Origin of the sequence: Blastococcus sp. HT6-4, from assembly GCF_039679125.1 — a bacterium.
GTDB lineage: Bacteria > Actinomycetota > Actinomycetes > Mycobacteriales > Geodermatophilaceae > Blastococcus > Blastococcus montanus.
In genome coordinates this window covers 1,882,436-1,896,739 of sequence record NZ_CP155551.1, presented here as the reverse complement: position 1 = coordinate 1,896,739, position 14,304 = coordinate 1,882,436, and the positions used below count along the sequence as shown (strand labels likewise).

Below are 14,304 nucleotides of genomic sequence, written 5' to 3'. Positions count from 1 at the left end.
CTACGAACCGACCAACCCCCACCACCCCGTTCCCCACCACACACCCCCCAAGAGGAGCGCGCGGCCGTACTAGGAGCAGCACCAGGCTGCCGGCCGAACTGGTCAGCGTTCCACCCTCGAGCACCACCCCGAACACCCGTGACCCACCAGGACTGGTGAACCATCACGGTCCGAGCGCGGCTCTGGACCACACCCACGAGGGGCGCGGCCAGTGCTCCTTAGAAAGGAGGTGATCCAGCCGCACCTTCCGGTACGGCTACCTTGTTACGACTTCGTCCCAATCGCCGATCCCGCCTTCGACGGCTCCCTCCCACAAGGGGTTGGGCCACCGGCTTCGGGCGTTACCGACTTTCGTGACGTGACGGGCGGTGTGTACAAGGCCCGGGAACGTATTCACCGCAGCGTTGCTGATCTGCGATTACTAGCGACTCCAACTTCATGGGGTCGAGTTGCAGACCCCAATCCGAACTGAGACCGGCTTTTTGGGATTCGCTCCACCTCGCGGTATCGCAGCCCTTTGTACCGGCCATTGTAGCATGTTTGCAGCCCTAGACATAAGGGGCATGATGATTTGACGTCATCCCCACCTTCCTCCGAGTTGACCCCGGCAGTCTCCTATGAGTCCCCGACATTACTCGCTGGCAACATAGGACGAGGGTTGCGCTCGTTGCGGGACTTAACCCAACATCTCACGACACGAGCTGACGACAACCATGCACCACCTGTGCACGGCCCTTACGGACCCCCCATCTCTGGAGGATTTCCGTGCATGTCAAGCCTAGGTAAGGTTCTTCGCGTTGCATCGAATTAAGCAACATGCTCCGCCGCTTGTGCGGGCCCCCGTCAATTCCTTTGAGTTTTAGCCTTGCGGCCGTACTCCCCAGGCGGGGCGCTTAATGCGTTAGCTGCGGCACGGAGACCGTGGAATGGCCCCCACACCTAGCGCCCAACGTTTACGGCGTGGACTACCAGGGTATCTAATCCTGTTCGCTCCCCACGCTTTCGCTCCTCAGCGTCAGTAGTTGCCCAGAGACCCGCCTTCGCCACCGGTGTTCCTCCTGATATCTGCGCATTTCACCGCTACACCAGGAATTCCAGTCTCCCCTGCAACACTCAAGTCCGCCCGTATCGACTGCAGGCCCGAGGTTGAGCCTCGGGATTTCACAGCCGACGCGACGAACCGCCTACGAGCTCTTTACGCCCAATAATTCCGGACAACGCTTGCACCCTACGTATTACCGCGGCTGCTGGCACGTAGTTGGCCGGTGCTTCTTCTGCAGGTACCGTCACTCTCGCTTCGTCCCTGCTGAAAGAGGTTTACAACCCGAAGGCCGTCATCCCCCACGCGGCGTCGCTGCGTCAGGCTTTCGCCCATTGCGCAATATTCCCCACTGCTGCCTCCCGTAGGAGTCTGGGCCGTGTCTCAGTCCCAGTGTGGCCGGTCACCCTCTCAGGCCGGCTACCCGTCGTCGCCTTGGTAGGCCACTACCCCACCAACAAGCTGATAGGCCGCGGGCCCATCCCTGGCCGATAAATCTTTCCACCACCAGACCATGCGGTCAGCGGTCACATCCGGTATTAGCCCCAATTTCTTGGAGTTATCCCAGAGCCAGGGGCAGGTTGCCCACGTGTTACTCACCCGTTCGCCACTGATCCCCCCGCAAGCGAGGTTCACCGTTCGACTTGCATGTGTTAAGCACGCCGCCAGCGTTCGTCCTGAGCCAGGATCAAACTCTCCGTAGATGATTTGATCACAGCTGAGAACCGCGAGCTGACACTCGCGATATCAATCAACCAAAGGAATCCCTGCCACAACCACAAGAGCCATGGCACGGGGTATTACTTGGCACTGACTTTCGGCACGCTGTTGAGTTCTCAAGGAGCGGACGCGCAGGAAGTAGACCCTCGCGGGCTTCGTCCCTGGCTGGATGTCCAACTCTACGCCGGTTTCCAGAGGCCCGCTAGAGGGGCCATCCGGTCCGGCGGCCCTCCCGGGCCGCGCGGCGCAAAGAGAAAGTTACGCGGCCCGGCGAGCGGTGTCAAACGAGGTCAGGGGTGACGCCGGACACGCGATCGCCACGCCCGTGCCACCGGCCGTTCACCCTGGTCCGACGCCCGGCGGGCCTGGCCGACCGGTGCTCTACGCCTCCCGGCGCACGCCCGCGATCGACCGCCGTCCCCGGCGCAGGACGAGCCATCCGCCGGGCAGCCAGGCGTCCGCCGGCGGCGCGGCGTCGGCGTCGGTGACGCGCTCGTTGTTCACGTACGCCCCGCCCTCCTTCACCGTGCGCCGGGCCTCGGACAGGCTGGCGACGAGGCCGGTCTGCTGCAGCAGCTGCGCCACCGTGGGCACCTCGCCGTCGACGGTGATGCTCCCCGCCTCCTGCAGGGCCGCCGTCAGCGTGGCGGCGTCGAGGGAGCCCAGGTCCTCCCGCCCGAACAGCGCCCGCCCGGCGGCCTCGGCCTGCCGGAGCTGCTCGGGCCCGTGGACCAGGAGCGTCAGCTCCTCGGCCAGCGCGCGCTGCGCCGTCCGGGCCGCCGGGCGCTCCAGGCTCTCGGCGACCAGGGCCTCGAGCTCCTCGGCCGGCCGCTCGGAGAACAGCGGCAGCCACGTGCGGGCGTCGACGTCGTCGGCGTTGAGCCAGAACTGGAAGAAGGCGTACGGCGACGTCAGGCCCGGGTCCAGCCAGACGGCGCCGCCTTCGGACTTGCCGAACTTGGTGCCGTCGGACTTGGTCACCAACGGCGTCGAGAGGGCGTGCACCGACGTCCCCTCGGTCCGCCGCACCAGGTCGATCCCGGCCGTCAGGTTGCCCCACTGGTCCGAGCCGCCGGTCTGCAGCGTGACGCCGTGCCGGCGGAACAGCTGGAGGTAGTCGTTGGCCTGCAGGATCTGGTAGCTGAACTCCGTGTAGCTGATGCCGGCCTCGGAGTTCAGCCGGGCCGAGACCGCCTCCTTGGCCAGCATGCGGCCGACGCGGAAGTGCTTGCCCAGCCCGCGCAGGAAGTCGATGGCCGACAGCTGCGCCGTCCAGTCGAGGTTGTCGACGTAGATCGGTGCCCGGAGCCCGTCCCGCTCGGCGGGCAGCTCGAGGAACGGGGCCACCTGGCGGCGGATGCCGGCCACCCACGCGGCGACGACCGACGGGTCGTTCAGCTGCCGCTCGGCCGAGGGCCGGGGGTCACCGATCAGGCCGGTCGCGCCGCCCACCAGGACGACGGGCTGGTGGCCGGCCCGCTGGAGGGCGCGGAGCACCATGAACTGCACCAGGTGGCCGACGTGCAGGCTCTCCGCCGTCGGGTCGAAGCCGCAGTAGAACGTGACCGGCCCCTCGGCGAGGTGCTCCCGCAGGGCGGCCTCGTCGGTGCTCTGGGCGATGAGCCCACGGCGGTGCAGGTCGTCGATGACGTCGTTCACGGGGACCCATCCTGCCCGGCCGGCCGGCGGCGCGGCTTGCCCCCTGCCCGGAACACGCTCACGGAGGGGGCGTCGGTCGCCCAGAACCGCCACGGCAGCTCCGCCGCCCTGGTGATGCCGACCCGTGGGCCGGCCGAGACGGCCGCCGGGGGCTCCCCCCGGTGCAGCCGCACCGGGCTCCCCTGGTCGAGCAGGTGGCCGCCCCGGTCGTCGGGCCCGATGGCCAGGGCCTGGGTCAGCCGCGCCGGCCCCCGGGCGAGGTCGCGTGCGGCACGGGCCGCGGGCCGGCGGTTCCGGGCGATCTCCTCCCCCACCACCACCTCCCCCGCCCGCAGCAGCACCGCCGACCCGCGCCCCTCGGGGCCGACGACGACGTTCGCGCACCAGTGCACGCCGTAGCTGAAGTACACGTACAGCCGGCCCGGCGGGCCGAACATGATCTCCGAGCGCGGAGTCGGGCCGCCGTGCGAGTGCGCCGCCGGGTCCATCCCCTCCCCCGAGTACGCCTCCACCTCGGTCAGCCGCAGCGCCACCCGGCCCTCCGGCCGGTCGGTGACCACCCAGCACCCGAGCAGCGCCGGCGCCACGACGTCGACCGGCCCGAGCAGGTCCTCCTCGCGCACGAGGGGACCCGGCCCGGGCCGGCACGACGGAACGGTGCTCACCGGGTCAGAGCGCGGCCGCCACGGGCGACGCCGCCGCCCAGTCGGCGTGCTGCCGGGCCAGGTCGCCGAGCGACACCAGCTGCTCGGCCACCCGCTCGGGCGCCGTGCCACCGCGTGCCTTCCGGGCCTCCAGCGCGCCGCGCACCGACAGGACCGACCGCACCTCGGCGCTGAGGTCGGGGGAGATCGCGGCCAGCTGGCCGTCGGTCAGCTCGTCCATCTCCACCCCGGCCTGCTCGCAGTGGGCCACGAGGGCGCCGGAGATCTCGTGCGCCGACCGGAACGGCACCCCCTGGCGGACGAGCCACTCCGCCACGTCGGTCGCCAGGGCGAACCCCTGCGGCGCCGCGGCCTCGAGCACCTCCGGACGCAGGGTCAGCGTCGCCATCATCCCGCTGACGGCGGGCAGCAGGAGGAGCAGCTGCTCCATGGAGTCGAAGACCGGCTCCTTGTCCTCCTGCAGGTCGCGGTCGTAGGCCAGCGGCAGGCCCTTGAGCATCGTGAGCAACCCGGTGAGGTTGCCGACGAACCGGCCGGACTTGCCGCGGGCGAGCTCCGCGATGTCGGGGTTCTTCTTCTGCGGCATGATCGACGACCCGGTCGCCCAGGCGTCGTCGAGCCTCGCCCAGCCGAACTCGGTCGACGTCCAGAGCACGACCTCCTCCCCCAGCCGGGAGAGGTGGACCCCGATCAGGGCCGCCACGAAGCAGAACTCGGCGGCGAAGTCGCGGTCGCTGACGCCGTCGATCGAGTTGTCCGTCGCCCGGTCGAAACCGAGCTCCGCGGCGACGGCGTCGGGGTCCAGCGGCAGCGACGAGCCGGCCAGGGCACCGGAGCCGTACGGGCTGACGGCGGCCCGCTTGTCCCAGTCCACCAGCCGGTCGACGTCGCGGGCGATCGAGTGGGCGTGGGCGAGCAGCTGGTGGGCGATGAGCACCGGCTGGGCGTGCTGCAGGTGCGTCATCCCCGGCGCGGCCACGTCCTGGTACCTCTCGGCGAGCCCCACCAGGGCCTGCTCGAGCGCCGCCAGCTCACCGACCAGCGCGCGCACGGTGTGGCGCAGGTACAGCCGCAGGTCGGTGGCGATCTGGTCGTTGCGGCTGCGGCCGGCCCGGAGCTTGCCGCCGAGCGCGCCGAGCTTCTCGGTGAGGCCCCGCTCGAGGGCCTCGTGCACGTCCTCGTCCGCCTCCACCGCGGTGAAGGTTCCGTCGGCGACCTCTGCCGACAGCTCGTGCAGCGCACCGACCATCTGCTCGAGCTCGTCGTCGGTCAGCAGCCCGGCCCGGTGCAGCACCCGGGCGTGCGCCCGGGAGCCGGCCAGGTCGAACGGCGCCAGCTTCCAGTCGAAGTGGGTGGACTTGCTCAGCGCCGCCATGGCCTCCGACGGGCCGCCGCCGAAGCGGCCGCCCCACAGCCGCGTCCGGCTCGCCGGCGAGGGGGTGCCGGTCATGAGCCGAACCGCTGGTCGCGCGCGGCGGCCAGCTTGGAGGGCATGCCCCACAGCTGGACGAAGCCCTTGGCCAGGCCCTGGTCGAACGTGTCGCCGGTGTCGTAGGTGGCGAGGTTGAAGTCGTAGAGCGAGGCGTCGCTGCGCCGTCCGGTGACCGTGGCGCGGCCGCCGTGCAGGGTCATCCGGATCTCCCCGGTGACGTGCTGCTGCGACTCGGCGACGAAGGCGTCCAGCGACCGCTTGAGCGGGGAGAACCACAGGCCGTCGTAGACCAGCTCCGTCCACCGCTGCCCGACCGTGCGCTTGAAGCGGGCGAGGTCGCGCTCGACGGTCACCGCCTCCAGCTCCTGGTGCGCGGTGATCAGGGCGATCGCGCCGGGGGCCTCGTAGACCTCGCGGCTCTTGATGCCGACCAGCCGGTCCTCGACCATGTCCAGCCGGCCGACGCCGTGCGCGCCGGCGCGCGCGTTGAGCTGCTCGATCGCCTGCAGCATCGTGACCGGCTTCCCGTCGAGCGACGTCGGGACGCCGGCGGTGAAGCCGATCGTGACCTCGTCGGGCTCCCGGGTCACCGCGGGGTCCTGGGTGTACTCGTAGACGTCCTCGATCGGGCCGTTCCAGATGTCCTCGAGGAAGCCGGTCTCGACGGCGCGGCCCCACACGTTCTGGTCGATGGAGTACGGCGACTTCTTGGTGGTCGCGATCGGCAGGCCGCGCTCCTCGGCGAAGGCGATGGCCTTGTCGCGCGTCATGCCCGAGTCCCGGACCGGGGCGAGCACCTGCAGGTCCGGGCCGAGCGCGCCGATGCCCACCTCGAAGCGCACCTGGTCGTTGCCCTTGCCGGTGCAGCCGTGGGCCACCATCGAGGCGCCGTGGTACTTGGCCGCCGCGACGAGGTGCTTGACGATCAGCGGCCGCGACAGCGCCGAGACCAGCGGGTAGCGGTCCATGTAGAGCGCGTTGGCCTGCAGCGCGGGGAGGCAGAACTCGTCGGCGTACTCGTCGCGCATGTCGGCGACGATCGACTCGACGGCCCCGCAGTCCAGCGCCCGCTGGCGGATCACCTCCATGTCCTCGCCCCCCTGGCCGACGTCGCCGGCGACGGCGATCACCTCCGCGCCGGTCTCCTCGGCGATCCAGCCGATGGCCACGGAGGTGTCCAGCCCTCCCGAGTAGGCCAGGACGACGCGTTCACTCACGGTGCACTCTCTTCCAGGTCGGACGTCAGTTCGGGGTAGATGGGGGGTGTGCGCTCGGCGAGCCCACGCAGGCGGTCGGCCAGGGCCGGCCCGCCCGCGGGGTCGCGGGAGACGACCAGCAGAGTGTCGTCCCCCGCGATCGTGCCCAGGACGTCGGGGAGGGCGACCTTGTCCAGCGCCGAGGCGAGGAACTGCGCGGCGCCGGGCGGCGTGCGCAGCACGGCGAGGTTCGCGCTGCCCTCGGCGCCGGTGAGCAGGTCGGCCAGCAGCCGGGTCAGCCGCGCCGGCGCGGCCTGGGCCGGGCGCAGCGGGGCGTTCTCCGGTGGGACGACGTAGGACGCCGGGGCCCCGTCGGACCCGCGCAGCTTCACCGCGCCGAGCTCGTCCAGGTCCCGCGAGAGCGTGGCCTGCGTGACCTCGATGCCCGATCCGGCCAGCAGCGCGGCGAGCTGGGTCTGCGAGGTCACCGGCTGGGCCTCGATCAGCTCCCGGATGCGGGCCTGGCGCGCCGACCGGGTGAGCGCCGTCGTCACCGGTTCCTCTCCAGCAGCCAGATCAGGACGGCCTTCTGGGCGTGCAGCCGGTTCTCGGCCTCGTCCCACACCGCGCTCTGCGGCCCGTCGATGACCTCGGTCGCGATCTCCTTGCCGCGGTAGGCGGGCAGGCAGTGCAGGACGACGGCGTCGTCGGCCGCCCGGGCGAGGGCCGCCTCGTCGAGGGCGTAGGGCAGGAAGGGGGCGATGCGGGTGTCGTACTCGTCCTCCTGGCCCATGGAGACCCAGGTGTCGGTGACGAGCACGTCGGCGCCCTCGGCCGCGGCCTCGGCGCTCGCGGTCCAGCTGACCGACCCGCCGGTCTCCGCCGCGATCGCCGCGGCCCGCTCCAGCACGGCGGGGTCGGGCCGGAAGGACTCCGGGGAGCCGATCCGCACGTGCATGCCGGCCGTGGCGCCGCCGAGCAGGTACGAGTGCGCCATGTTGTTGGCGCCGTCGCCCAGATAGCTCAGCGACCGCCCGGCCAGCGCGCCCTTGTGCTCGACCACCGTCTGCAGGTCGGCCAGGATCTGGCACGGGTGGTACTCGTCGGTGAGCGCGTTGACCACCGGCACCCGGCTCACCGCGGCCATGGCCTCGATCCGGTCCTGGCCGAAGGTCCGCCAGACGATGGCGGCGGCCTGCCGGTCGAGCACGCGGGTGGTGTCCTCGATCGGCTCGCCGCGGCCGAGCTGGCTGGTGCCCGCGTCGATCACCAGCGGGTAGCCGCCCAGCTCGGCGACGCCGACGGAGAAGGACACCCGGGTGCGGGTGGACGGCTTGTCGAACACGACCGCGACCGCCCGCGGGGTGCCGTTCGGCGCGCGCAGCGGGGTGGGGGCCTCCGCGGTGTGCCGGCTCCGCTTCAGCTCGGCGGCCAGGGCCAGGACCTCGGCCTGCTCGTCGGGGGTGAGGTCGTCGTCCTTGAGGAAGTGCCGGGTCACGAACCGTTCTCCATCGCGGTGTCGAGGGCCGCAGGGAGAGCCGCCACGAAGGCGTCGACCTGCGCGTCGGTGAGGACCAGTGGCGGGGCCAGCCGGAGCACGCCCGGCGCGACGGCGTTGGTGAGGAAGCCCGCGGCGCGCAGCCGGGCCTCCAGCTCCGCGGCGACGTCGGCGGTGAGGACGACGCCGAGCAGCGCGCCCCTCCCCCGGACGGCGCTGACGCCGGGGTGGCCCAGGGACTCGATGCCGGTGGTGAACCGGTGCTCGAGCTCCTTGGCGCGCTCCAGCAGGCCCTCGTCGCGGATGGTGTCGAGCACGGCGAGCGCGGCCGCGGCGGCGATCGGGTTGCCGCCGAAAGTGGAGCCGTGGGAGCCCGCCGTCAGCAGGTCCGCGGCCTCTCCGAAGGCGAGCAGGGCCCCGATGGGCAGCCCGCCGCCGAGCGCCTTGGCCAGGGTGATGACGTCGGGATGCAGGCCGTCGGCCTGGTGCGCGAACCAGTGGCCGGTCCGGCCGATGCCGGTCTGCACCTCGTCGAGGGCGAACAGCGCGCCGGCCCCGGACGCCGTGGACGCGGCGGCGGCGAGGTAGCCGGCCGGCGCCGGCAGCACGCCGCCCTCCCCCAGCATGGGCTCGAGCAGGACCATGGCGGTGCTCCCGGAGGCGGCGCCGGCGAGCGCGGCCTCGTCCCCGTAGGGCACGTACCGGACGCCGCCGGGCAGCGGGGCGAAGGCGGCGGCCTTCGACGGCTGGCCGGTGAGCGCCAGCGCGCCCATGGTGCGGCCGTGGAAGGCCCCCTCGGCGGTGATCACCTCGGGGCGACCGGTCAGCCGGCTGAGCTTGAACGCCGCCTCGTTGGCCTCGGTGCCGGAGTTGCAGAAGAAGACCCGGCCGGGGCGGCCGGCGAGTTCGAGCAGCCGCTCGGCCAGGGCGATGCCGGGCTCGTGCATGGCCAGGTTGGAGACGTGGCCGAGCTTGTGCGCCTGGGTGGTGATCGCCTCGACGACCTTGGGGTGCGCGTGGCCGAGGATCGTCGTCGCGATGCCGCCGAGCAGGTCGGTGTACTCGCGGCCGTCGACGTCGGTGACGGTCGCCCCGGAGCCGGAGTCGAGCGCGACCGGCGGGGCCTTGTAGTTGTTCATCATCACGGCCGACCAGCGACGGGCCAGCTCCTCCGTGTGCGTCGTCATGCTGTGCCCTCCTTCTGGTCCCTCGCCGGGACGACCATCGTCCCGGTGCCTTCGGTGGTGAACGTCTCCAGGAGCAGGGCGTGCGGCGTCCGGCCGTCGACGACGGTCGCCCGCTTCACCCCGCCCTCGACCGCCCGCAGGCAGGCGGCCATCTTCGGGATCATCCCGGCGTCGAGCGTGGGCAGGATCTCGGCCAGCTCGCGGGCGTCGATCTGCTGCACCAGGGAGTCGCGGTCGGGCCAGTCGGCGTACAGGCCCTCCACGTCGGTGAGTACCACGAGCTTCACCGCGCCGAGCGCCGCGGCCAGGGCCGCCGCCGCCGTGTCGGCGTTGACGTTGTGCACGACGCCGTCGGCGTCGGGGGCGACGCTGGCCACCACCGGGATGTGGCCGGCCTCGAGCAGCGCGGTGACCGGGGTGGTGTCGACCGCCACGATGTCGCCGACCAGCCCGATGTCGACCGGTTCGCCGTCCACGACCGCGGTGGTCCGCCGGGCGGTGAACAGGCCGCCGTCCTCGCCGGAGAGGTGCACCGCCATCGGGCCGTGCTGGTTGATCAGCCCGACGATGTCGGGGCCGACCTGGCCGGTGAGCACCATGCGGACGACGTCGATCGTCTCGGGGGTGGTCACCCGCAGGCCGCCGCGGAACTCGCTGGTGATGCCGAGCTTGCCCAGCATGGCGCTGATCTGCGGGCCGCCGCCGTGCACCACCACGGGCAGGATGCCGCAGGTCCGCAGGAACACCATGTCCTCGGCGAAGGCGCGGCGGCACTCGTCGTCGACCATGGCGTGGCCGCCGTACTTGATGACGACGACGTTGCCGTGGAACTCCTTGAGCCACGGCAGCGCCCCGGTGAGGACGGCGACCTTGGCGGCGTCGCCCTCCGGGTCCTTCCGGCGCATGAGCCGGCGGGTGCCGACCGTCCGGACCGGCTTCGGCGGGGGCGCCGGCTCGTCGGTCCGGACGTCGGGCGGGGTGGGGTCCTGGGCGGTGGGTTCGCTCATGTCGAGTAGGCCGAGTTCTCGTGCACGTAAGCGATGGACAGGTCGTTGGTCCAGATGGTCGCCTGCTCGCCGCCGGCCTTCAGGTCGACGTCGATGGTGATCGCCCGGCCGGTGAGGTCCACGCCCTCGCGCGGGTCGCCGATCGCGCCGCCCCGGCAGACGGTGACGCCGTTGATGGTGACGTCGACGTCGCCGGCCTCGAAGGCGGCGTCGGTGGTGCCGATCGCGGCGAGCACCCGGCCCCAGTTGGGGTCGTTGCCGAACAGCGCCGTCTTGAGCAGGTTGTTGCGGGCGCAGGCCCGGCCGGCGGTGAGGGCGTCCTCGACGCTGGCGGCGTTCCGGACGGTGATCGCGATGTCCTTGGTCGAGCCCTCGGCGTCGCCCAGCAGCTGCATCGCCAGGTCGGTGCAGGCGGCGGTGAGCGCCTCGGTGAGCTGCTCCTCGGTGGGCGCGACCCCGGCCGCGCCGTTGGCCATGACCAGCACCGTGTCGTTGGTGGACAGGCAGCCGTCGGAGTCGACCCGCTCGAAGCTGACCGCCGTCGCCTGCGCGAGGGCCCGCTGCAGGACGTCGGCCGGCACCTGCGCGTCGGTGGTGAGGACGACGAGCATCGTGGCCAGGCTCGGCGCGAGCATGCCCGCGCCCTTGGCCATGCCGCCGATGGTCCAGCCGTCCCGCTGCTGGACGGTCGTCTTCGGCACCGAGTCGGTGGTCATGATCGCGCGGGCGGCGTCGGCGCCGCCGTCGGCGGACAGGCTCTGCACCGCGCCGGTGACGCCCGGCAGGAGCTTGTCCATGGGCAGCCGGACGCCGATGAGGCCGGTGCTCGCGACGACGACGTCGATCGCCCCGATGCCGATCTCCGCGGCGGCATGCTCGGCGGTGGCGTGGGTGTCCTGGAAGCCCTCGGGCCCGGTGCAGGCGTTCGCGCCGCCGGAGTTGAGCACGACCGCGCGGGCCCGCCGGCCGGCGAGGACCTGACGGCTCCACTGCACCGGCGCGGCGGGAAAGCGGTTGGTGGTGAAGACCGCGGCCGCGGCGTCGTCGGGGCCGGTGTTGAGGACGACGGCGACGTCGGGGTCGCCGGAGGACTTCAGCCCCGCGGCGACGCCGGCGGCGGAGAACCCCATCGGGGCGGTGGTGGTCACGGTGCGACTCCTACGACCGGGAGGCCGGTGGTCTCGGGGAGGCCCAGGGCGAGGTTGGCGCACTGGATCGCCGCTCCCCCGGTGCCCTTGGTGAGGTTGTCGACGGCGGCGACGACGACCAGCCGGTTCGCCTCGGCGTCGACCGCGACCTGGAGCGCGACGGTGTTGGCGCCGAGCACCTGCGCCGTCGTCGGCCACTGGCCCTCGGGCAGCAGGTGCACGAACGGCTCGTCGGCGTAGGCCGCCACGTAGGCGGCACGGGCAGCGGCGGCGTCGACGCCCGGCTCCAGGGTCGCCGAGCAGGTGGCGAGGATGCCGCGGCTCATCGGGACGAGGGTCGGGGTGAAGCTGACGGTCACCGGCCCGCCGGCGGCCTGGGACAGCCCCTGGATCATCTCCGGGGTGTGCCGGTGCACGCCGCCGACGCCGTAAGCGCTGGCCGCGCCCATGACCTCGCTGCCGAGCAGGTGCGGCTTGGGCGACTTGCCCGCGCCACTGGTGCCGCTGGCGGCCACGACCACGACCTCGGGCCCGACCAGGCCGGCGGCGAGGGCCGGGGCCAGCGCGAGGGTGACCGAGGTCGGGTAGCAACCGGGGACGGCGACCCGCGTGGCGCCGGACAACTGCTCCCGCTGGCCGGGCAGCTCGGGCAGGCCGTAGGGCCAGGTCCCGGCGTGCACGCCGCCGTACCAACGGGCCCAGGCGGCGGGGTCGTTCAGCCGGTGGTCGGCGCCGCAGTCGATGACCAGCGTCTCGGCGGGCAGCTGGTCGGCGATGGTGGCCGACTCCCCGTGCGGCAGCGCCAGGACGACGACGTCGTAGCCGGCGAGGCTCGCCGCATCGCTGGGCTGCACCTCGAGGTCGGCGAAGGGCAGCAGGTGGGGCTGCAGCTCACCCAGGCGTCGGCCGGCGCTCGAGTTGGCGTGCACCCCGGCCAGCCGGAGGTTCGGGTGCCCGGCCAGCAGCCGGCACACCTCTCCCCCCGCGTACCCGGTGGCGCCGGTGACCCCGACCGTCCACGTCTGCCCTGTGCTCACGTGCATGACCATACACGGGCATGCATGACCGTTCATGCGGATATCCGCGGGCCTCGTTACCGCGGTGCCGTCGTCCCGGGACTGCTGGGACGACAGCCGGTTCGCGCTCAGGGTCGGAGCGCTGCCCGCACGGCCACGAACCAGGTGCCGGCCATCACCACCTCCCCGCCCAGCTCCGCCACCAGCCGCGCAGGAGCCAGGTACCGCTTGTAGATCCGGTGGCGGGACCCGTCGTTGAGCACCCGCTCCTGCCACTCCTCGGCCGGGGCCCCGGTCCGCGAGGCCGAGTCCACGACGACCAGCTCACCGGCGACCCGGTCGGCCTCGGAGAGGAACGCCGCACGCTCGTCGGTGGGTAGGTGGCCGTAGAAGTGCCCGGTGAAGAGCCGGTCGAAGGAGCCGTCGGGGAACGGCAGGGCGAGCGCGTCACCGACGAGCGTGCCGCCGGTCGGTATCCGCGACCGGGTGAGCAGGGCCATGGCCGGGCTCCGGTCCAGGCCGACGACCGGGCCCCGCAGGTGGCGGGTGAGGAACCCGCTGCCGCAGGCGATGTCCAGTGCGCGCGCGGGCTCCAGGCGACGCACCAGGCGCACGAGTTCCGCGACCTCGCCGTCCCACCCCGGTCGGTCGCGGACGGCGAACCGCCCCTTGCCGAGGTACCACTCGTCGTACTCCGCCGCCCGCTGCTCGTAGTAGGCGGCGGTTGCCGCGTCCCGGGCGAACGCCGCACCAACCACTCCCCGATCGTGCCTGTTCCGGCACAGGTCCGCGGGGCACGGCACCGCGCCGGAGGACGCACGGGTGCCGGGTCACCGGCGGGGGTAGACGCCGGCATGGCCAGCGGCTTCGATCCCTCCGAGTACGGCCGGCACATCGCCGAGGTGTACGACGAGCTCCACGCCGACCTCTCCCCTGACGCCGCGGTGGCGATGATCGCCCACTACGCGGCCGGGGACGCCGTCCTGGAGTTCGGCATCGGAACCGGCCGGATCGCGCTGCCCCTGGTGGCCACCGGTCACCAGGTCGACGGCGTCGACGGCTCCGCCGAGATGGTGGAGCGGCTCCGCCGCAGCCGAGAGGGCGCGTCGCTGCGGGTGGAGATCGGCGACTTCACGACGACGACCATGGACCGGCGGTACGCCGTCGTCGTCCTGGCCTACAACACGATCAACGCGTTGCCGTCGCAGGACGCCCAGGTGCAGACCTTCCGCAACGCGGCGGCGCACCTGGAGCCCTCCGGCGTGTTCCTCGTCGAGAACTGGGTCCCGGACGTGGCGGCCTTCCACAGGGGCCGGGTGGTCCGCGCACACGAACACGCAGCGGGCCGGGTGCAGATCGAGGTGGCCGAACTGCACCCCGCCGAGCAACGGATGTCCGCGACACGGTTGGCCTTCACGGCCGACGGCGTGCGGCTCCTGCCGGTGAACCACCGATACGTGTGGCCCGCCGAGCTCGACCTCATGGCGCGCCTGGCCGGCCTCCACCTCGAGGACCGCTGGCAGGACTGGGACCGTGCCCCCTTCACCGACCAGAGCACCACCTACGTGGCGGTCTACCGGAAGGACACCTGATCCCGGGCGGGCCCACCGCGGCCGCTCGACTCGACAACACCAGCGCGCCGGGCTAAGACTGCGGTGCGGGAGTCGGAGACCCATCCGGCAGGTCGATCAGCACCTGGACGGGGAACGGGACGAACCGGCGCCGCACGGAGGCCGG

At 72.2% G+C, this 14,304-nt stretch carries 12 protein-coding genes and 1 rRNA gene; 1 reads left to right on the top strand and 12 read right to left on the bottom strand.

Annotated elements, in window-relative coordinates; genetic code table 11:
* Window positions 1–222: 222 nt before the first annotated feature.
* The 12 genes from ABDB74_RS09195 to ABDB74_RS09140 form a co-directional block, all read right to left on the bottom strand.
* Window positions 223–1,743: ribosomal RNA gene (locus tag ABDB74_RS09195) — 16S ribosomal RNA — on the bottom strand.
* Between the two features lie 397 nt (window positions 1,744–2,140).
* Window positions 2,141–3,418 carry a tyrosine--tRNA ligase gene (gene tyrS / locus ABDB74_RS09190; RefSeq protein WP_346623480.1) on the bottom strand — a complete coding sequence of 426 codons (1,278 nt, stop codon included), beginning with the start codon at window positions 3,416–3,418 and terminating at the stop codon, window positions 2,141–2,143.
* A complete protein-coding gene (locus ABDB74_RS09185) occupies window positions 3,415–4,041 on the bottom strand; it encodes a DNA-3-methyladenine glycosylase (RefSeq protein WP_346623478.1) in 627 nt (208 codons plus the stop codon). Before ABDB74_RS09185 ends, tyrS begins: the two co-directional genes overlap by 4 nt.
* A 46-nt stretch (window positions 4,042–4,087) precedes the next feature.
* Window positions 4,088–5,533, bottom strand: a complete 1,446-nt coding sequence (gene argH / locus ABDB74_RS09180; protein ID WP_346623477.1) for an argininosuccinate lyase — start codon at window positions 5,531–5,533, stop codon at window positions 4,088–4,090.
* Window positions 5,530–6,732 (bottom strand): argininosuccinate synthase, encoded by a 1,203-nt coding sequence (locus ABDB74_RS09175; RefSeq protein ID WP_346623475.1) that lies wholly within the window; start codon window positions 6,730–6,732, stop codon window positions 5,530–5,532. The genes argH and ABDB74_RS09175 overlap by 4 nt, the downstream gene beginning before the upstream one ends.
* Window positions 6,729–7,265 carry an arginine repressor gene (locus tag ABDB74_RS09170; protein ID WP_346623473.1) on the bottom strand — a complete coding sequence of 179 codons (537 nt, stop codon included), beginning with the start codon at window positions 7,263–7,265 and terminating at the stop codon, window positions 6,729–6,731. The genes ABDB74_RS09175 and ABDB74_RS09170 overlap by 4 nt, the downstream gene beginning before the upstream one ends.
* On the bottom strand, window positions 7,262–8,209 hold the full coding sequence (gene argF, locus ABDB74_RS09165; RefSeq protein WP_346623471.1) for an ornithine carbamoyltransferase: 948 nt from the start codon (window positions 8,207–8,209) through the stop codon (window positions 7,262–7,264). Before argF ends, ABDB74_RS09170 begins: the two co-directional genes overlap by 4 nt.
* Window positions 8,206–9,396, bottom strand: coding sequence for an acetylornithine transaminase (locus ABDB74_RS09160; protein ID WP_346623470.1), 1,191 nt, complete (start codon window positions 9,394–9,396; stop codon window positions 8,206–8,208). The genes argF and ABDB74_RS09160 overlap by 4 nt, the downstream gene beginning before the upstream one ends.
* Window positions 9,393–10,403 (bottom strand): acetylglutamate kinase, encoded by a 1,011-nt coding sequence (gene argB, locus ABDB74_RS09155; protein WP_346623468.1) that lies wholly within the window; start codon window positions 10,401–10,403, stop codon window positions 9,393–9,395. The genes ABDB74_RS09160 and argB overlap by 4 nt, the downstream gene beginning before the upstream one ends.
* Window positions 10,400–11,551 (bottom strand): bifunctional glutamate N-acetyltransferase/amino-acid acetyltransferase ArgJ, encoded by a 1,152-nt coding sequence (gene argJ, locus ABDB74_RS09150; protein ID WP_346623466.1) that lies wholly within the window; start codon window positions 11,549–11,551, stop codon window positions 10,400–10,402. The genes argB and argJ overlap by 4 nt, the downstream gene beginning before the upstream one ends.
* Window positions 11,548–12,594 carry an N-acetyl-gamma-glutamyl-phosphate reductase gene (gene argC / locus ABDB74_RS09145; protein WP_346623464.1) on the bottom strand — a complete coding sequence of 349 codons (1,047 nt, stop codon included), beginning with the start codon at window positions 12,592–12,594 and terminating at the stop codon, window positions 11,548–11,550. The genes argJ and argC overlap by 4 nt, the downstream gene beginning before the upstream one ends.
* Window positions 12,595–12,695: 101 nt before the next feature.
* A complete protein-coding gene (locus ABDB74_RS09140) occupies window positions 12,696–13,325 on the bottom strand; it encodes a methyltransferase domain-containing protein (RefSeq protein ID WP_346623462.1) in 630 nt (209 codons plus the stop codon).
* Between the two features lie 96 nt (window positions 13,326–13,421).
* On the opposite strand from ABDB74_RS09140, the gene ABDB74_RS09135 reads away from it, so the two are divergent.
* On the top strand, window positions 13,422–14,159 hold the full coding sequence (locus ABDB74_RS09135) for a class I SAM-dependent methyltransferase (RefSeq protein WP_346623460.1): 738 nt from the start codon (window positions 13,422–13,424) through the stop codon (window positions 14,157–14,159).
* Window positions 14,160–14,304: the final 145 nt, after the last annotated feature.

Excerpts from the sequence above, each read along its gene's own strand:
- argC (WP_346623464.1), bottom strand. The coding sequence starts at position 12,594 with ATGCACGTGAGCACAGGGCAGACGTGGACGGTCGGGGTCACCGGCGCC.
- ABDB74_RS09160 (WP_346623470.1), bottom strand. The coding sequence starts at position 9,396 with ATGACGACGCACACGGAGGAGCTGGCCCGTCGCTGGTCGGCCGTGATG.
- ABDB74_RS09135 (WP_346623460.1), top strand. The coding sequence starts at position 13,422 with ATGGCCAGCGGCTTCGATCCCTCCGAGTACGGCCGGCACATCGCCGAG.
- argB (WP_346623468.1), bottom strand. The coding sequence starts at position 10,403 with ATGAGCGAACCCACCGCCCAGGACCCCACCCCGCCCGACGTCCGGACC.
- argH (WP_346623477.1), bottom strand. The coding sequence starts at position 5,533 with ATGACCGGCACCCCCTCGCCGGCGAGCCGGACGCGGCTGTGGGGCGGC.